The organism is Acinetobacter sp. YH12129, assembly GCF_013418685.1.
GTDB lineage: Bacteria > Pseudomonadota > Gammaproteobacteria > Pseudomonadales > Moraxellaceae > Acinetobacter > Acinetobacter amyesii.
Map to the genome: position 1 here is coordinate 23,014 of NZ_VPBP01000005.1, position 18,966 is coordinate 41,979.

The window sequence follows — 18,966 nt, forward strand, 5'->3', positions numbered from 1 at the left end:
AGCTGTATCCACAAATGTGAGAATTCATTATGTTATTGCACTCTGTATAAGGCTCATAAGAGAATCCATGTTATCCCAACCAGCATCTACAATTTTCATTGTTAGATGCTTTAATCCCTCTGCAGGTAGTTCTTTAATAGCATCAAGCATAGTGGTTTTACGCTCATAACTAAGATCAGAACTCATGATCTTAGTAACCAGAATAGCTCTGAGTTGCTCAGTTTCAAATTTGATTGTAACTGTACCCAAGATTGCAGATAGTCCGCCGTCATCAGCCAAGAAATCCATACCTTTGTGATTTAGCCTGGTATTTCCTAGAGTCCAAGTTTGCCCTCCACCGAATCCAAGGGTTAAATGAATACTCTTTTCCTCTAATAATCCGTGAGACTGTAAATAATAAAGATTAGTGAAAAGCTTTGTTCGAAAGTCACTATCCCTATATCGCTCATCTTGTGAAAAATTATAAGCAGCTGGATATACCTCGGCCATTTTTGTCATAAGTTCAAGCTGAAATTCTCGATCTAAGATCATTTTATTTTCGTCCTATGCCTGCAGGTAATTCTCAGAAATTATCCAGCTCTTCTTCTTACCATCATAAATAGGCTGTAACTTAGCAATAGTCACATAATGCCAAAATCCATGACGTTCATTATGGATCGGAAGTACGACCACGAAATCTCCTTTCTTGAATTGGGCTTGCACATTTCCGCATGGTGCACTTACTTCCTGATACCCATCTTTAGTCACAAGATTTACTTGTACATCAATGGCCGATCGTCCCAAGCTTGCCATAGCTGGATCTTGTAAGGTTATCTGCAGGGATGCTTCATCTAATACGAAACCATGGATAGGCTGATTACTCTTAACCTCTGAAGTATATTTTTTACGGAGGAAGGCTGTTAACTCCTCTCTACTATCAAAAACTCTGACCTGATTCATTTTATTTTGGTATAGCATGAATCCTAAACTACTAATGGCTATTGCTATAATCAGAGCCAGAATATAAAGCATCTCAATTCTCTTTATTTTGATATTTCAAATGAACAATACATATCCTATCTATAGAAAAATAGAAAGGAGCCGAAGCTCCTTTTTTTATTGCCCGATGGCTTTACCAAAATCCGGGGCTTCTATCTCATCCCATTCTCCCCACCACTGTGTCCGGTCCTGCTCACGCTCGGCCTTTCTAATAAGCTTTTCACGATAACCTGGTGCAATGGCATCTTGAAGGCCATCAAAGATTAGTTTGTTAGTAGCAGCCTTTGTATACCAAAGATTTTGAGCAGGGATTTTGCTTTTAAGCAATCGGTAAGCTTCGTTGCCAGCATTAGTATCCTTGCCCTCATACCATTGATTCAGGTTACCGAAGGTTAGAGATAGGATAGCTTTTGCATCACTACCTACTGGACCAACTAAAAAGTCAGTAGTATCACGCCCACTTGGGTCCATACCTGCCACCATAATGTCACCTATGATTGGCATACCGCCACCAGCAACAAAGGCACGAGTGAAAAACTTTGCTTCTGTCTCCAGGTTGTCATCATCATCAAACATGGCAGCCGGATCATTACCTAAGGCAAGCTCTTTAAGTTGAACAACTAATCCACCAAGTAATGTAGTCATGCCAAGTAATGAGCCAGCATACCAAGCCCTACTAGCCCAACCGTTTTTAGATAGGGTACGGCTGCCATGTCGCATAAGGAAGGCTAGAGGGAACGATTTAAACTGAGTTACACAGCGCCAAAACTCCCCCATTTCTGTACCAGCTCTGCCTACTTGGAACTTGGTACGCTCTCGAATGCCTGCCTCAATAATTGCCATACCTTGCTCATCAAGAATATGAGTATGCAGTCTGGTTGATACTTCATCCTTAATTCGTTTTGGATCGCCAAACTCAGCGAGCTTCTCATCTGGAATACGTTGGATAGCTTGGGCATGCATTAATGGGTTGCCCTTTCGATCTATTATTGGCTCGGCTAATTGCATCACCTTCCAATCCATTTCTGAGAGGCCACCCCCTTGGATTAACTCACGGTCTACGGCGCTAAGATCGTTCCAGTTTTTAGAGCGTGTTAAATCTGCAAATTTGTTCATCATCATAGTGGAATAGCCCATCTTAGATGCAGCAGTAAGAGCGTTTAAGCCAGATACACGTAGCACCTGAGTAGCTAGAGAACTTGAAGCCTTAGCAATCTGTTCAGCACGGCCATGCACAGACGTTAGGCCATCGTCCGACCAGCGATTAAGAGAACCTAGCATCTCCTCAGTGGCAAGCCCTAGACTATGAGCGAAACGCCTGTCTTCTGCATTTGCTGGATTCAACATCCGAAGCATCTCACCAAATACTTTCCGGTATGCAATTCCATTTACGTGGGCTGTTTTCAGCATCATAGCCTGATCAGTGGCAGAGGATAGGACAGTACCGCCCAGCATGGATGCCACATTCATGGAGCGATATGTTAGTCCAGCATTGGCAAGCACCTTACTCTCTGGTGGATTCTGCCCGGTGAACTCATCAAACATAGTCTCAGCACGTACAAGGGACTTGTTTACTTTGTCCGGCTTAATACCATTCTGTACAGTGTCGATATGCCTAGCACTCTGCATAAGGATCTGCATGGCTGGGCGTGGGTTACTTCCAAAGGTTTCCACTAAGGCAATATCTTTCGACATGCTTGTAATGTGACTTTCCAGGATGTCTACGAGCTGCATACCACCATATTGGGATTGATAGTCCATCCATGCATCTGCATTCTTGAAGTTAAGTACACGGCTCTCCTGGTGCTTGCTAGTGACCTTTGCACCGCCGCCGACATAGCCCTTACCTACTTCGATTTTATTGGCACCGTCCGTCACAATAGACGTGTAGATATTCCCTAATACACCTCTTAATTCATCATCAGGCATTAGATTGCCTTGAGCGTCTACAAAGTCCTCACGTTTGATCAGGTTGATAATGTCATTAGTCCACTGCTCTTGACCTGCCTCAGCTACTTTTTGTGGGCTGTGGTGTTGTGGCAATGCATAATCACGGCGTTTTTTAATGTCACCGCCTGCACGATTAAAACGCTCTAGAATGTCATCAAAGGTCTTACTAATGCCTTGAGCAGCTTTAAGCGCCGTAGCGTCTCCAGTGCTTTCCCCATGTAGTTCCTTGATGATGTTTTGGACCATAACCTTATCGGTGAATATGCCCAGGCCACCTTTGATATTTAGATAGGTGTCTACCAATTGCCCCCGGTAAAGGTCTGCTATCACTCTGGTCTTAGAGTCTGCAGACTGAATGCCTGACATATCGCCATACGCTGCAACCATCCGGTCTATACGCTCTGATGCGCTTATCTTGAGTGCTGGATCTTGAAGAATGGCTAGGTTTTTATTTTGGATAAGAATGTCTTGTACGGCTATTCGCTTCTTACGAGCAAAGTCAGCTTGTATGTCTTCCGCTACTTGCTTGCTGGCTGCAGATAGCTTCTCTAAATCTGTGAGCCCTCTCCATTTTTGGATATCCTTACGCGCTAGATTAACCATAGCCTGATTGATTCTAGCCTCAATATTCTGAACTTCTTGAGCATTTAATGATGCTTTTCCTAAAGCCTTGGCTACGGCCTGCTTACATTGTTCTTTCATTTTTAATTCCTAAGTAATCAAGCACTGTATCGAATGCTATTTCATACCTGTAAATTAAAACGGCGTTAGTCCTCAAAAAATGGGTATATTTAGAATGAAAAAAGGAGCACAAATTACTCCTTTCCCGTGCGATCAAAGATTGCTAAACATAGCGTGCAATGTATTTAATGCCAGACTTACGCCCAACAGAAAGTGATTGCAGCACAGGTTTTATAAACTGAATTTTTTTAACAATTTGCTCTATTTCAAAGTTGAAGGTATTCCGATTGACTATGCGCTTATACTCATTCTTAGGATCTAAGTAATACGCCGTGATAATTAATACATTTGGTGCAGTAGTTAAACTTTTAAGGATTGAAAACAAATGTTGAAAATAGAATTCCTTATTATTTTTATCCGCCAAATAAGTTAGCCGATAAATCAACTCCTCCAAATTATCAGCAATCTTCAGTAATTGCATTTGATAGCTAGATTCATATAACTGGTTGGGCTCTTTACCATTAATTGCTCTTTGGAATTCGTCAATTAAATATTCAATTCCATTGCAGAGCTGAATCGATCGCTCCATATCATCACAATCTAAAGGTCTATACGCTGGCTGCTTAGTCATCAATCATATTCTCCAGTGATTAATTCGAGGGATGTCCTGATCGGTTTTTTCAGTAAAAGCTTTCCACAAATCAATAAATGCTTCGCCTGCTTCATAATTTGGCGTGCTGCCAAACTCCCAATCATTTACCGTTGATGGACCTGAAACTGGAAGCAAAAAAGCAATTTTTTCATTCGTCATTTCATAATGCTCTTTCAACTCCCTAATCATCTCCAAATAATTTGGTGCGCCGTACCAGATTTCTGTTTTTAAAAAAATTAATCTTTTTGATGCTTCAAAATTATTAAGTTCAACAAAAATACCCATATCCCCCCCTATGCGTTTGATCCCATTAATAAGCAATTTGAGCACTTAAAAAATGGGTGTATTTCCAACAAAACGCGCGCGCGCGCGAGGGAGAGCGCGAAACACCTCTTTTACTCCACTAATTTCACTAAAACTGAATCTTTTTTTAGCTGGCAGCTTGTATATCATTTGCATAATTTTGAGCTTCCACATATCGCTCAGATTTGCGTTCTAAGCGTGAAATAATTTTTAATGTACCTTTAGTTGTTTTTCTAAAGAAAAGCTCACTGTGCTTAAACCAGTAAGAAATTTGACTATATCCATAATCAATCTTTGGGCTAGAAATCAAATCCATTCATAAATTGTGTTTTACCTGTACCTATCATCAAGATAATTCACTGGCAAGAAATAGATCTAGATAGCTCTCAGAGAGTGATAGATTCTATGGTTGATTCATTGATAGGTTCTGCATCCCAAAAACGGGTACATTCAAAATCCCAAAAACGGGATCGTTCAAAATCCCAATATTGGGAATATTACCGTTTTCGGAATGATCCCAATATTGGGTAGATTTCAATTTCCAAAGATTATTAGAGATTGAAATAGATTAGTGAGTAGCTTTAGTTCTCGACCGACTCTTTTTATTTATATAAATCTTGTCTGCATTCTGGCATGCCAATTCAAACTCTTTCATATTCTGAGCCTTTTTAGCAGTAAACCGTACATAGTGAAGGTTTTGAGGGAAATACATTTGATTTAGTTTCTTATGGTTTGGATCCCTACTATTTAATTTTGATCTGGTCTTGGCCTGTAACTTTCCAATTTGGTGCCGGGTACCATGGAAATTACCATGTGCACTTAGTCGATATGTAGCTTCTTTTAATCGATCTGCCTTACCTGTAGAGATTAAATCAATCTTCTTATCTAACTCCCTTTCAGCCGACTGCATAAAATCTTTTGATAAATACCAGGTGTAGCGGACTTTCTTCTGAGAATGACGCTGGAAAAACTCCAAGTGCTTTTTACGAACTCCACGTAATACCCTAGTCAGTTCTTTTAATCGGTCGTTATAACCGGTATTAGCATCAAACTTAATTCCAAACTGATTTAATAAAAACTGACTTACGGAGGTTTTATTCCAGCGAGTATGTTTATTTTCGAGAAAAGCGAAACCAAAATTTTTATTAATGCCGGCCAGACGATTTAATTCAAAATTATCGAACGGTTTAAATATCCGGTAAGTTGAATTCCTATTACTATCAATTGTCTTTGTTCGGATTGTCTTGGTATTAAATATCACTCCAAATTGTTCCGGGTGATAATAAGTCTTAGCAAATTGAGGTTTAAGGTCGCTGAACTCTATGTACTGTCCAAGTACATAATCTCCATAGCGAAGCAGCTTCTCTTTTTTGACAGTCAAAATACTGTTGAGCTTTTGCTTTTGCACCATGCTGGAATTTTTAGCGAGTATTTCTTTTAGCGTCAGCTTACTTCTTCGTGCTTCTCTATAGCCTGTGGTAAATAACCAGAACTGGAATACATCATTCCTTGCCGGATCATAATTGATAACTAAACTCCACACTGGTTCCCCATAATCTGATTTTCGCTTGCGTAAAGATTCATCCAGATTGAGACCATACTCCAAGATCAACTTTGGAATGACAGTATGGAACTTTGAAAAACTAACAGAATCAGAGAACCAAAACTTTGCACTGCCGTTAGAAATGCACTGCATTAAGCTTAAAAGACAATCAGTTTTCGTTGTGGTGTAGTAGATCATTATTCATTCAAAAGTGTATTTTTATGCGGAAAGCATAAAAGTTTATCTTTGATTCAAAAAGCATAAAAAACGCCATATTCATGAAGTAGGCTTTTTTTTAAGCACTGATGGTCTTTCTATAAATAAGAGTTCCTGTTTAAAGATATTTTGTTCAGATATACACTCAAGAGCACACCTTTTAACTGCACTAAAAGTGTAGTTCATTCAGATCCCGTCCAACCTCCAATTTAGGATTGGAGATCATAATTCTAAGATCAGAGTAAAAATCATGCCTAAAGAATCATTAAATAAAATTAAAGGAATTTGGTTTAAATTTAACAACCAAAATAAGATGCAAACAATTACTCTTGAAGAAATCCATTCTGACTGTATGGATCAAGAAATTGAAATATTAGAAATAGAAGAAACTAAGTTTGGTTTTAATCAAACTATTCCTGCAATTAAGCTTACAACTTTAGAGAATGCCACCGTCTTAATGCCACGTTATAAATTATCTGAAATTAAAATTTATCAAAATAATATTTTACCACTCCAAAAAGAAGAGAATTTCTGGACTCAAGTTGACTGGTTTCTACCTGTATTTATGACTCGTGAGCAAATAAATGAAGGGTTCAAAATAACCAATTTGAAAATTGGTTATCAAGATATTTTGTCTAGAGAAGAGCTCCAAAACCGCTTTAAGGAGTTTTTCCCAACTGTATATAACTTCTCTAATATTATTCCAATAACTGTACAAACTTTCTCTGATTCAATAGCGATATCAAAACATGTACCATTAATTAAAGAATCAATTTTAGCTTTTTATAGCGGAATGAAAGTGACTTCTATAGCATCTTTAATTCCAATAATTGAAGATATTTTAAATACTATTATTGAGGACTCCGTTGAGAATCTTGATTTAAAAACTAAAGTTGATCGATGCATAAAACGTGCTATAGACAATATAAAGCATGATCATATATTAGGTGTAGATTGGATTCCTGAAGAGTATGTCCAAGATGATGTTCTAAAGGTAATGAATGAACGTATTAGAATTATTATGTTGATTGGAAACTGGCTTAAAAATAGTTTTTATGAAAACACTGATAACTATCAAAATACTTCTGGTTTTAACCGGCACTTTTTTGCACATGCTAAATCAGAAATTTGGCAAAATCCCTCTAATTTTTTTCGAGCCATGGGGCTAATTCAAGCATTAGCATTTATTGAATGTTTTGCAATGAAACAATCTAAGGTTTCAATTTTCCCACCAACTTTAGATAGAAGATCAGAGTCTTTTCGTAATGATGTCTTTGCTTGCTTAAATACCCAGGCCATTAAAAACCATATCTTGCAGCAATTACAAATTGATCATTGCCTACCTTTTAACCCTACTGCCTCTGATGATGGCTGGTTAGGTCGCGCAGCAATTCTCTCAACTAAGATGAACGATGAAATAGTAAAAAAACTCAGAGATAATGGGTGGCAATGTCATTTTTTTGGCCAACCTATCAAATCAGGCGAATACATAACCGTACAAGCTTCAAAAGATAGTAAAAATATAGGTATAGCACTTTTATATAGCTGTGCTACGGACAATGCAGTTTACAAAGAACTCGAGAAGACTTGTGATTATATTCTTTATCAAGGAGCTCCCTACCATCAGTCTTCTTATGCTCATGGTGTTAAGAAGCATGTAGGACCTTTGAATGCTTGGTTAACTCCGAATTAGCCTAGATTTCGATTAGGATTTGTAAAAAGGTATGAGCTTTACAGTAGAGATAAAGGATCAAATTCAGTGCTCAGCCGCTTATATCTTTTTCTGCTATCAACCTTATTCAATATATATGATTTCGTATATCGATTATTAAGGAATCAAATTAACGATACGTGATCTGATATTTTTTTCTTTTTTCACTTGTCGGTATATTTGTCGGTATATTTAATTTTATGCATTTTTATAATTATTATTTTCAGTAACTTATAACTAAATTCAGACTTCCTCTTTCACCGCCAGAATAAACTGCAATGCCAAGCAGAACGAAGGTCTAAATTAATAATATTTAGGCCTTTTTTAATTGTAATATCCTCAATATTAAATATCCCCCTAATTCATCTTTTAGCCTTTTAGCTCAATAACTTCACAGTATTTAAGTCCTGATTGATGGATTTAAATCACACGTTTTTTTCCTAATGCACGACTTATGGATTTTTTATTGGCAGCAATAAGTACACGTATATTTACAAATACAAATTTTATATTCTAAAGACAATTACTTAAGCCTATGCTAAAAATAAATCATCCTCTCAATATAGGTGCCATTCAAAAAATTATTCATTAATTTAAACATCATAGAACTGAAACGCGATTGCGGTACTTTTAACTTGATCAACGAAAAACTTAAAAAAACACCTTTCATATATCACTGCTATTCGGGAGAGAACATGAATAACAGCCAGAATTATGTTAAGCAGATCAAGAACGCCAAACGTGGTGGCTATACCCCAACCCTTGCCAAAGACATCAATAAACATAAAATTCAAAAAGCACAGCGTCTGATTGACGAATGGCGAAAGCTCGCCAATGAACTCCGCCCCCAAATGCAACTGGAGATGGCATATACACTTGAAGAATGCGCACAGGATCTAGACCAAATTTTAAGAATGAAATAGCACTCAACGCTCACCCATCCTATTTTTTCGCCCACATCTTGTGGGCGAAACATTACCTATTTTTATTTCTCTGGTTTTTAGAGCCAAACATCGGTCGAATGCTGAATAAATCAAACGTATAAATTACATTCGATTTGCTGTTTTTTTAACTTGCACCACTTCAAAAAATCTGTAGAATGCATTCCACAACGCCGGCATAGCTCAGTTGGTAGAGCAACTGACTTGTAATCAGTAGGTCCACAGTTCGAATCCGTGTGCCGGCACCATTTCTTAGCCTCGCTTTTTAGTGAGGCTTTGATGTTTTTAAAGCCTCTTTTTTATGGCTTCCTCGCGCTAATCTGCACATAACGAATCAGCCCGTCTCGATACAACTTCTCACACAATTTTGCCGTCATCTTGATTTTGAATTGATCCGCATGACTCAGGCTCATCTGACTTTTTTGTTCTTGAATATAATCGGCAAAACCCTGAAATACGAATTCGCTGATATCTTCAATCTGGATATTTTCGAAACCTGCCTGTTGCACTTGGTGTTGTAAATTTTGCTTTGAATTTAAATTTTTCAAATTCACATCTGCTGCTTTCAACAGACTTTGATATTTCAATCGTTGCACTGAATTTAAATTCAAAAACGCATCGGACAACATCAAATAGTGAAAAGCAAAGCGTCCCTTTGAATTCAAAACATTAACAACTGATAAAAGCAATAAATTCAAATCACTATGATACGCAGCATCAATACACAGTACGGCATCCATACAGTTTTGTGGATAAATATTTTTTAAATTCAAAAATGAATCTTGTTGTATTTTGATTTTTGAATTTAAATTTTTTTGGATTTTTTCCACACATTCGGTTTGCAATTCGACTGCGGATAAGTTTTGAATTTGAAAATGTTCCATCCAAAAAACCAAGCTCGCGCCCTGCCCACAACCAAGGTCTAAAACACGATCTGTAGATTTTAATTGAATGGATTCGGCAAGATGGAAAGCGAGTTTTTGACAGGCTGCAGGATAGGATGATTTTGCATCATTCCAATAGCCCAAATTGCTCCAAGCAAGCTCCGCATCATCTCCGAGTAGTCGACTGTTAATCGCATATTTATGGCTAGGGACGTACTGACGAATTGCTTGAAGCCATTTCATGTTAGTAACCGAGTTGAGGGGCAACCTCCACTTTAGGTTTTAAACCCACAAACGGCAATGGCGCACCAAAAATTTCTGCAATATGCATAGCAGACGTTACCGCAGACTCTAAAATCGGCAGACCGTCACAAGACCATGAACCACAGAAGAAGACTTTACGTTCAGGGGATAAATGGCGTTGCTGTAACTCTTTATTCAGCGCCACGGTATGTGAATCCACCACTGCACGTGTCAAACTGACCGAAGAGATCACTTTTTTAGGATCAATCGGTGTCACTGGCTGCCAGGTTTGGAACACAGGGGTTTTACCCACCAAGCTCGGCTCGATTGAGTTAAGCCACACGGTAAATTGCTGACGAGTAAATTTACGATCCATCATATAACTTAGTACAGACCAATCTTTGCGCTTCGGCGGCATCACCGTTTGATCAGTGTGGATCACCAACTGACCTTGCTCAAATTTAAATTTCTTTAAGAGCTCAATATCGTCAGCAAACTGAGTAGAATCTAAAAATTCTTCCGTTTTGGTGGTTGGTGTCGCAACAACCACGCGATCGAATAGATGATGTGCACCGGCCTCAGTTTCCACCAAGACTTTATCGTCTTGCTCGAGCACTTTGGTAATTGCCGTACCACTTTGAATATTTAAACCTTCAATCAGTTTATCAACCAACGCAGGTGTACCACCTTGGATACGCAGCAAGGCATCGCCATTGGTCAATTGACGCAAGAAAATCAACAACGGTTTCGCAGGCCATTCCCCAATCGTTTTCGGGTTACAGGTGCAAATGGTATACAACACAGGCATGACCGCACCATGCCAAAATACTTCTTCAATTTCATTTTTATTAATGAACTCGGCAAGCGTGATGTCCTGATTTTTTGATTTAAAAAATCGAGTGATCGCCGCTTTGAGTTGCAACATCCCTTTGACTAAACGCCAGCCATATTGTTGTAAGCCTTTACGGTTATTAATAATTGGGAAATTACCAATACGGCTACGACTGGTGGTCAACCACGTTTCTGTACGATCTTCAAATAGCCAACTGCATGCCATATAGGTACGGACGGGGAAAGTTTTAATCCCTAAATGGGTCGCCAAACTTAAGGTATTTTTCCAGAGGTGTGGATTCATCACACGCAAAGGGGCATCAATCAAGCCGCCTTCAAACTCAGTGCTGTGGCTATCCATACCACGACCAGGCAGAGCTTCGAAAATTGTAATGTTATGCCCTGCGTCTTTAAGAATTCTTGCGGTAGCCAGCCCAGCCATGCCACTACCGATGACTGCAATTTCCAATTTTCTTTTCCATCTATAAAACACAGTTTAAAAGTATGACTGATCAGAAGTTAAAAATAGCTATTAAAAAATACCAGATTCGCACTTTTTGTATGGATTTCAGTACAGCCGTTTTTAAGTTAAATTTACAAATATTTACAGTCAAAAAGCACACAATTTAAGCTTTGTTTTTTAAACATATTTTTCTTTAAAATTTTAATTACTCTATAAAACCAAACAATTAAATTAACCATTTTTATAACTTTCGGTTTACTTTAAAGCCAAGTCTCGCTAAGATGCGCCACATAAGAAAGTGATAAATTCATCACAATTTATAAAAAGTAAAATGATATTTAAATCATGACAACTATAAATACTACAGCGCTCAATAAAAAAGCCTCTGACTGTTCAGAGGCTTTTTTTTCGGCTATTTCAACGGCATGAATTTCACTTAAGCCTCATGCGCTAGCGCAATTTCACCAAATTTTCCGTTATTGAAATCATCAAAGGCTTGAATAATTTCAGCTTTGCTATTCATCACAAATGGGCCATAACCTTGAATCGGCTCATTTAGTGGCTCACCGCTAAGTAACAGAAATTGTGTGTCCTGCAACGCTTGTAGCTGAATGGCGATATCATCTTTGGCAAACATGACCATCGAACTGTCTTGAACTTTATGGCTTTCATTCACCACAACCTCACCCTTCAAGACCACCAAAATGGTGTTATACCCTTCAGGTACATGTAAGGTGGTTTCATATTGAGCTTTCAATTCACCATCCCAGACATTCACTGGACTAAAGGTTTGTGCAGGCCCAAGGTGACCACCCATTTCACCAGCAATCACCCGAATATGCCCTGCACCTTCATCCATGTCTATGCGAGGAATATCTTGGCGTGTGATCGCTTGATAACGAGGCTGGGTCATTTTGTCTTTTGCCGGTAAATTCACCCACAATTGAACCATTTCAAAAAGACCACCTGCTTGAGCAAATTCAGGCGAATGAAATTCTTCATGCACCAGACCCGACCCTGCGGTCATCCATTGCACATCGCCTGTTTGAATTGTGCCGCCACCACCACTTGAGTCCTTATGAGTCACTTCACCGCTGTAGGCGATAGTCACCGTTTCAAAACCACGATGTGGATGTGAACCTACACCATGCCGTGCAGTGGTGGGATCGAACTGATAAGGTGCCGCATAATCCAAAAGCAAAAATGGGCTAATCGCCTGACCTAGACGATCATAGGAAAATAAGCTTTTGACTGGAAAACCATCGCCCACCCAGTGCATTTGCTGATTACGATAAACACCTATTACTTTTTTCATTTCTTAGCTCCTATATTCATACGATAGGATGAACATAGCGCTTATTTTAAGCTTTGAAATACTTGATGGCCATCATCCAGATAGCATTCTATATCTCAAATTTAGAACAATACTCAGACATACAATCTGCACCTCACTCAAAACCAAGCATTAATTCAGAAATTCTAAGCTTTAAGTCATATATAACGATGAATTATCCCAATTTTATGATTGAGCTTCTCATTTAAACCCATTTCATTGTCTCATTTTTACAACTATTCTAAATCTAGTTAACACGCAGATTTCATCTGATCCTGCGTACTTGCAAACAGGAAAGAGGACAATAAAATGGGCAAACCTTACGTTCGTTTAGACAAAGATAATGCCGCGGTACTTTTAGTTGACCATCAAACAGGTCTACTTTCATTGGTTCGCGACATTGATCCAGATAAATTTAAAAATAATGTGCTCGCACTGGCTGCAGCCGCAAAATATTTTAATCTTCCAACGATTCTCACCACCAGTTTTGAACAAGGTCCAAACGGTCCATTGGTTCCAGAACTAAAAGAGATGTTCCCTGACGCACCTTATATTGCACGCCCAGGTCAAATTAATGCTTGGGACAATGAAGACTTTGTGAAAGCCGTCAAAGCAACAGGCAAAAAGCAATTGATTATTGCCGGTGTAGTGACTGAGGTTTGTGTTGCATTTCCAACCTTGTCTGCTTTAGAAGAAGACTTTGACGTCTTTGTGGTGACCGATGCTTCAGGTACATTCAACCATTTAACCCGTGACTCAGCTTGGCAACGTATGACGCAAGCGGGTGCGCAGCTTATGACGTGGTTTGGTACCGCGTGTGAATTACACCGCGACTGGCGTAATGATATTGAAGGTTTAGGTGCGCTTTTCGGCAACCATATACCGGACTACCGCAACCTCATCAACAGCTATACGCAAAATACTGAAAAGAAATAATCCTTCAGTAGTAAAAAGCGGCTCCGAGCCGCTTTTTTTATACCTGATATATAAATTGACGTATGATAATTTGAATTGAAATAATTTTTCACTGCATAAGGTGATCCATGCATTCATTTGATGACTATTACTACTTTTACTTGGTGGTGAAACATGGCGGTTTTAGCGCTGCAAGTGAAGCATCGAATATTACAAAATCAAAATTAAGCCGACGCATTTTAGATCTTGAAGCCAAATATAATGTCACCCTTATTCAGCGTTCTACCCGACACTTTAAGGTCACGACATTAGGCCAAGAATTGTATGAAGAATGCATAAAAGTGATCGAACAAGTCGAATGTGCGCATCAGGTACTCCTGAAGCAAAAAAGTGAACTTGAAGGCTTGGTTAAAATTAGCTGTCCACCGGTCATGATGGAACATCAAATTCGCCCCTTGTTAAATCAATTTTTAAAAGATCATCCCAAAGTTCAGGTTGAACTCGAGCTGTCTAGCCGCCGTGTAGATGTCTTGCATGACGACATTGATTTAGCGATTCGTACCAATTTTAGTAAGAATGAAGACTCGAGCATTATTGTACGTGACGTGATTAAAACCGTGCATTGCTTAGTGATTAGTCCTGAACTTTTACAAGGACGCGAGTTAAAGCATATTACCGAATTGACAGAATTTCCGAGTATCGTTTTGGGCACACAGAAAAACCGCTATCAATGGCATTTGCATCATACGGGACAGCAAGAGCAGATTGAAATTGCCTTACAACCTCGGATTAAAAGCAATGACTTAGCAGGTGCTTATTATGCGGTACTCGATGGTTTAGGCATCGCAGACTTACCGTATTTAACGGTACAAGCAGATATTGAGGCAGGTCGTTTAATTCACCTCTTCCCCGAATGGTGCTCAAATGTCGGTACGGTACAATTGGTATATGCTTCGCGAAAAGGTCAGCGCCTAGTCATGGAAAGATTAATTGACTATTTAGTCGCTGGAATTCGTGACTATGCTCCGGAGCATGATGGCTATTTAGTTTAATGTTCTAGACCACAAAAAAAAGCCAGAACTGAGTTCTGGCTTTTTTAAATCTACGGTTGGATCACTAAATTAGATTTTACCCACTAGGTCGATCGATGGTGCAAGCGTCGCTTCACCTTCTTTCCATTTTGCAGGACATACTTCACCTGGGTGTGCATGTACATATTGAGCAGCTTTTACTTTACGCATCAATTCAGAAGCATCACGACCAATACCACCTGCATTGATTTCAACGATTTGGATTTTACCTTCAGGGTCAATTACGAAAGTACCACGGTCAGCAAGACCATCCGCTTCAATTAAAACATCAAAGTTTTTCGCAAGTGTCCAAGTTGGATCGCCAACCATTGGGTATTCGATTTTCTTAATTTCTTCAGAAGAATCGTGCCAAGCTTTATGCGTGAAGTGTGTATCAGTAGATACTGAATAAATTTCTACGCCCATTTTTTTGAATTCAGCATAGTGATCAGCAAGATCGCCTAATTCTGTTGGACATACAAAAGTAAAGTCAGCAGGATAGAAAAACACCACAGACCATTTACCATAGAAGTCTTTTTCTGAAACTTCAATAAATTGACCGTCTTGGTAAGCGGTAGCGTTAAATGGTTTTACTTCAGTATTAATTAAACTCATTTGATATTCCTCTAACTCATTTCAGGGATTGCTTATCTGTTGAAGCTAGAATACGACTTATCAAATCATAGGTAAAACCGAACTTTTTTATAAAAACTATCGGATTTTTAGATTTACTATTTAAATCAATCTTTGCCTTTCCATCGAGAAAACCAATCAATTTCAATGAGAGCAAGGCTTTATATCCATACAGAGGGCCTGCCAAGCAGCCTGTATAAACTGTTGTTTATAGTGTGATGGTGGCGTTTTGACTTTATGCGATAACCATGCCCGACAATAATTTTCCGTTGCCCCTAAGACCAAAGACATCATTAATTCTTTGGGTAAATGCTCGATCAAATGCCAATCGGATTGTGCGGTCAACCAATCCAGCAGCGCGGTATTGCGTTGTAGATTATGTTGTTTTAACTCGGCTTGTAGCGTTTCCTTACGCATATTAAACCCTGCAGCATATAAGAATTCTGCAAAATCAGGATAGGCTTCGACCCAGTCTATATACGAGCACAAAATGGCTTGAATGCCTTCCTGCAGCGATTGGGCCTGTGTCAAGGCATCTGCCCTTTTCGCAAATTGATCTTGCAACGCTGCAAAATACAATGTCGCCACTAAACCATCTTTATTTTTAAAATGATGGTAAATCGCGCCAACACTGGTCTCTGCACGGTCTCGTACATATTCAATCGTCGTCGTTTCAATCCCTTGCTCTAAAAAACATGCAAGGGCTTCTCCTAAGATCTGCCGTTTAAGTTCCGCTCGGCGACCACTGTAAATTCGTTGCAATAATGCTTGATTTGACGACATCGATACCTTCCCTTTGATCGGGTCATTTTAAAACAATGTTGGCTTTTTTTAATAGCTGTGACGTCATTTACGCCATTAACAGAACAATATTCTGTATTAGAATTATATTCTGAATAATGACGGATAATTAAGCATGAGCCAAGCATTAAAATTATGGAAGACCTTCCAAAACAAACCCGCAGGGAAATGGACTTTTTCAAAATTGCTGTGTTTGAAAGCACCGTATTTCAGCAGTATTTCGCCTGTTTTTGATGAATTAAAGCCCCAATACTGTGAACTACATATAAAAAAACAGCGCAGCGTGCTGAATCATATTGGCACTGTCCACGCGATTGCCATGTGTAATATGGCTGAATTGGCTGGCGGAACCATGACCGATGTGACCGTTCCGAGCAGCCATCGTTGGATTCCCAAAGGCATGACTGTGGAATATTTGAAAAAAGCTGATACAGATTTAACGGCCATTGCCACGCCTGTCGATGTTAATTTTACCTGGAATGCAGGGAGTGATTATTTGGTGAATGTCGTGGTGAACAACACACGTAATGAAGCAGTTTTTAAAGCCGTGATTACCATGTGGGTTTCTGCAAAAAAATAAGTCATCGACTCAATTGCAAAATGAAACTGATCTTTCAAGATGAGACCTGCGAAAAAAAACCCTCAAGATTGAGGGCTTTTTTTGATGATGATCTACCGTTTTAAACGCTGTGTTTAAGGTTCATTAGAACGGTAAGTCATCATCTAAATCTGCTGCTGCAGGAGCCGGTGTCGGTGCAGGCTGTTGTTTTGGCGCAAAACCACCTGGGTTGTTATTGCCATAGCTATTGCCTTGAGCCGGTTGGTTATTGCCATAACCGCCTTGGTTTGAGCTATTACCGTAGCCACCTTGGTTTTGGTTATTGTTATAACCACCTTGTTGATTATTAAAACGAGGCTGACCAAAATCACCGCCTTGACCTTGTTCGCCTTGTTGGCGATTATTGTCAAGCATTTGCATTTGTTCACCACGAATTTCAGTCGTGTAACGCTCTTGACCGCCTTGATCTGTCCACTGACGAGTACGTAATGAACCTTCAATATAAACTTTAGAACCTTTGCGCAAATATTGCTGTGCAATTTCACCTAAGCGGTTATGTAACACAATACGGTGCCATTCTGTTTGCTCTTTACGTTCACCTGTATTTTTATCTGTCCATGAATCACTCGTTGCAATTGAAAACTGAGTGAGAGAACCACCATTTGGGAAAGTTTTTGTTTCAGGGTCACGACCCAAAGTACCAACTAAAATGACCTTATTTACACCACGCATCAGACGTATTCTTCCTATTTGTTTCTATTATTTACTTTATAAGAGTTATGCTTAAATGGCTACCTCTTTCCCTAACAAGTGCGTTAAATGTTGTCGCGCAGATTCATCCATCTGCTGCTTATCCACTTTTACATAAGCCACTTGCTGGTCAGACATCACCACAACTTCTTCAATACCACGAATTGCTAAAAGCTGAGAAGTCCATTCATCCGTTTCTTTATCTTCAGGCAAACTGAAAACCATAGACGATAAATAACGCGGCTGAGCCAACCCAAAACTAATGATCAACCATAAAATGGCTAGCCCTGTCAGGATGCCCCATCCCATTGCCGTATCATTTAGCAACAGAAGTTGCCCACCAATCATACCACCAAAAAATGCCCCCAGAAACTGACTGCTGGCGTTCACCCCCATGGCAGTCGCTTTGGATTGAATTGGAGCTGCTTTCGACAACCATGACGGTAATAATGCCTCCATCACATTAAATGCGATAAAGAATAAACCTAAGCCTGTCAGCAAAATATATTTTGATTCGAAACCAAAAATTAAGATGCCCAATCCTAAAATAATGCCACCAATGGCGGTCAAGAAAATGCCGCGCATTTTGCGATATTTTTCCGCCAAAATAATACTTGGAAATGCAAAAAACAGGCTCACGACCAAAAGCGGCAAATACACCAAACCATGCGAATGCAAGGGAATATTGGCGAAGTCAATCAACTGAGACGGCACATAGATAAACATCGCTGTGAGCAGTAAATGCAATGAAAAGACTGAAACATGTAAACGATTTAGATCAGACATTTTCAGTACTTGCTTTAACTGCGTCAGATAACCTTGTTGAAAATTTTTATGATGACGCGTTACTTTCGGTACCAATAGCAACATCGCAATCGCGGCAAGTCCCATGATGGTGGTCACCCAAAATAAACCCGAGATGCCGACTAAACCTGTGAGCCAAGGCCCAAGGCTAAACGCGACCACAAAGGACAAACCGATACTCATCCCCATCATGGCCATGGCTTTGGTACGCTGTTCTTCACGTGTAACATCGGCTAACAAAGCCATCACCACCGCAGATACAGCACCACCACCAGCAATCGCACGCCCGATAATTACGCTGTAGATACTATCGGACATTGCAGCAATTGCACCACCTAAAGCAAACAACAGCAGCCCAATTACCACCAACGGTTTACGACTATAACGGTCTGCAATTAGACTAAACGGGATCTGTAAAATCGCTTGAGTTAAACCATAAACACCCACCGCTAAACCAATGAGTGCCGGTGTAGCCCCTGCATATTGCTGACCTGCCACAGAGAAAACAGGAATAATCATGAACAGCCCCAGCATACGTAAGGCAAAAATACTACTCAAAGCAAAAGTTGAGCGTCGTTCAAGAGCATTCATCATAGCTGGTTAAAAATTCATTAATCTTGGAATGGGATTATAGGACATTCAGCTTAAAACGAAGCAGGATTTTTATTGATTTTAAATATCCTGATAATTGGACAAATAAAAAGC

At 39.4% G+C, this 18,966-nt stretch carries 19 protein-coding genes and 1 tRNA gene; 6 read left to right on the forward strand and 14 right to left on the reverse strand.

Features of this window, described 5'->3' with window-relative positions:
• Nucleotides 1–27 precede the first annotated feature (27 nt).
• The 7 genes from FTU65_RS04610 to FTU65_RS04640 all read right to left on the reverse strand — a co-directional run bounded on the left by FTU65_RS04610 (nucleotide 28) and on the right by FTU65_RS04640 (nucleotide 6,260).
• A complete protein-coding gene (locus tag FTU65_RS04610; protein ID WP_180066424.1) occupies nucleotides 28–531 on the reverse strand; it encodes a hypothetical protein in 504 nt (167 codons plus the stop codon).
• Between the two features lie 12 nt (nucleotides 532–543).
• A complete protein-coding gene (locus FTU65_RS04615; protein ID WP_180066426.1) occupies nucleotides 544–1,011 on the reverse strand; it encodes a hypothetical protein in 468 nt (155 codons plus the stop codon).
• 84 nt (nucleotides 1,012–1,095) lie between these two features.
• Nucleotides 1,096–3,630, reverse strand: a complete 2,535-nt coding sequence (locus FTU65_RS04620; RefSeq protein ID WP_180066428.1) for a hypothetical protein — start codon at nucleotides 3,628–3,630, stop codon at nucleotides 1,096–1,098.
• Nucleotides 3,631–3,772: 142 nt separating this feature from the next.
• A complete protein-coding gene (locus FTU65_RS04625) occupies nucleotides 3,773–4,240 on the reverse strand; it encodes a hypothetical protein (RefSeq protein ID WP_180066430.1) in 468 nt (155 codons plus the stop codon).
• 3 nt (nucleotides 4,241–4,243) lie between these two features.
• Nucleotides 4,244–4,546: a hypothetical protein gene (locus FTU65_RS04630; protein ID WP_180059340.1), complete on the reverse strand. Its 303-nt coding sequence runs from the start codon at nucleotides 4,544–4,546 to the stop codon at nucleotides 4,244–4,246.
• A 145-nt stretch (nucleotides 4,547–4,691) separates the two neighbouring features.
• Complete coding sequence (locus tag FTU65_RS04635; protein WP_000364294.1) at nucleotides 4,692–4,880, reverse strand: hypothetical protein; 189 nt, start codon at nucleotides 4,878–4,880, stop codon at nucleotides 4,692–4,694.
• Between the two features lie 252 nt (nucleotides 4,881–5,132).
• Complete coding sequence (locus FTU65_RS04640) at nucleotides 5,133–6,260, reverse strand: hypothetical protein (RefSeq protein ID WP_180066504.1); 1,128 nt, start codon at nucleotides 6,258–6,260, stop codon at nucleotides 5,133–5,135.
• A gap of 313 nt (nucleotides 6,261–6,573) precedes the next feature.
• Here FTU65_RS04640 and FTU65_RS04645 point away from each other — a divergent pair, with 313 nt between their 5' ends.
• The 3 genes from FTU65_RS04645 (at nucleotide 6,574) to FTU65_RS04655 (ending at nucleotide 9,223) form a co-directional block, all read left to right on the forward strand.
• The gene (locus FTU65_RS04645; protein ID WP_180066432.1) at nucleotides 6,574–8,016 is read left to right on the forward strand and encodes a hypothetical protein; all 1,443 of its coding nucleotides are present in this window, start codon (nucleotides 6,574–6,576) and stop codon (nucleotides 8,014–8,016) included.
• Between the two features lie 713 nt (nucleotides 8,017–8,729).
• Nucleotides 8,730–8,957: a hypothetical protein gene (locus tag FTU65_RS04650; RefSeq protein WP_078190515.1), complete on the forward strand. Its 228-nt coding sequence runs from the start codon at nucleotides 8,730–8,732 to the stop codon at nucleotides 8,955–8,957.
• 190 nt (nucleotides 8,958–9,147) lie between these two features.
• Nucleotides 9,148–9,223: transfer RNA gene (locus tag FTU65_RS04655), tRNA-Thr, on the forward strand.
• A gap of 51 nt (nucleotides 9,224–9,274) precedes the next feature.
• Here the strand turns inward: FTU65_RS04655 and FTU65_RS04660 are convergent.
• From FTU65_RS04660 to FTU65_RS04670, 3 genes are all read right to left on the reverse strand, one after another.
• On the reverse strand, nucleotides 9,275–10,102 hold the full coding sequence (locus FTU65_RS04660; protein WP_180066434.1) for a cyclopropane-fatty-acyl-phospholipid synthase family protein: 828 nt from the start codon (nucleotides 10,100–10,102) through the stop codon (nucleotides 9,275–9,277).
• A gap of 1 nt (nucleotide 10,103) precedes the next feature.
• Nucleotides 10,104–11,402, reverse strand: coding sequence for an FAD-dependent oxidoreductase (locus FTU65_RS04665; RefSeq protein ID WP_180002759.1), 1,299 nt, complete (start codon nucleotides 11,400–11,402; stop codon nucleotides 10,104–10,106).
• A 430-nt stretch (nucleotides 11,403–11,832) separates the two neighbouring features.
• The gene (locus tag FTU65_RS04670; RefSeq protein ID WP_180066436.1) at nucleotides 11,833–12,711 is read right to left on the reverse strand and encodes a pirin family protein; all 879 of its coding nucleotides are present in this window, start codon (nucleotides 12,709–12,711) and stop codon (nucleotides 11,833–11,835) included.
• Between the two features lie 327 nt (nucleotides 12,712–13,038).
• Here FTU65_RS04670 and ycaC point away from each other — a divergent pair, with 327 nt between their 5' ends.
• Nucleotides 13,039–13,665 carry an isochorismate family cysteine hydrolase YcaC gene (gene ycaC / locus FTU65_RS04675; protein WP_180022376.1) on the forward strand — a complete coding sequence of 209 codons (627 nt, stop codon included), beginning with the start codon at nucleotides 13,039–13,041 and terminating at the stop codon, nucleotides 13,663–13,665.
• A 107-nt stretch (nucleotides 13,666–13,772) separates the two neighbouring features.
• On the forward strand, nucleotides 13,773–14,696 hold the full coding sequence (locus tag FTU65_RS04680; RefSeq protein WP_180022377.1) for a LysR substrate-binding domain-containing protein: 924 nt from the start codon (nucleotides 13,773–13,775) through the stop codon (nucleotides 14,694–14,696).
• Nucleotides 14,697–14,765: 69 nt separating this feature from the next.
• Here FTU65_RS04680 and ahpC read toward each other — a convergent pair whose 3' ends face one another.
• Nucleotides 14,766–15,329, reverse strand: a complete 564-nt coding sequence (gene ahpC, locus FTU65_RS04685; RefSeq protein WP_078190520.1) for an alkyl hydroperoxide reductase subunit C — start codon at nucleotides 15,327–15,329, stop codon at nucleotides 14,766–14,768.
• 162 nt (nucleotides 15,330–15,491) lie between these two features.
• Nucleotides 15,492–16,130 carry a TetR/AcrR family transcriptional regulator gene (locus FTU65_RS04690; RefSeq protein WP_180066438.1) on the reverse strand — a complete coding sequence of 213 codons (639 nt, stop codon included), beginning with the start codon at nucleotides 16,128–16,130 and terminating at the stop codon, nucleotides 15,492–15,494.
• A gap of 133 nt (nucleotides 16,131–16,263) precedes the next feature.
• Here FTU65_RS04690 and FTU65_RS04695 point away from each other — a divergent pair, with 133 nt between their 5' ends.
• Complete coding sequence (locus tag FTU65_RS04695) at nucleotides 16,264–16,728, forward strand: hotdog fold domain-containing protein (protein WP_180050626.1); 465 nt, start codon at nucleotides 16,264–16,266, stop codon at nucleotides 16,726–16,728.
• A gap of 123 nt (nucleotides 16,729–16,851) precedes the next feature.
• Here the strand turns inward: FTU65_RS04695 and ssb are convergent, their stop codons facing one another.
• The gene (ssb, locus tag FTU65_RS04700) at nucleotides 16,852–17,439 is read right to left on the reverse strand and encodes a single-stranded DNA-binding protein (protein WP_078193176.1); all 588 of its coding nucleotides are present in this window, start codon (nucleotides 17,437–17,439) and stop codon (nucleotides 16,852–16,854) included.
• 51 nt (nucleotides 17,440–17,490) lie between these two features.
• Nucleotides 17,491–18,855 carry an MFS transporter gene (locus FTU65_RS04705; RefSeq protein ID WP_180066440.1) on the reverse strand — a complete coding sequence of 455 codons (1,365 nt, stop codon included), beginning with the start codon at nucleotides 18,853–18,855 and terminating at the stop codon, nucleotides 17,491–17,493.
• Nucleotides 18,856–18,966: the final 111 nt, after the last annotated feature.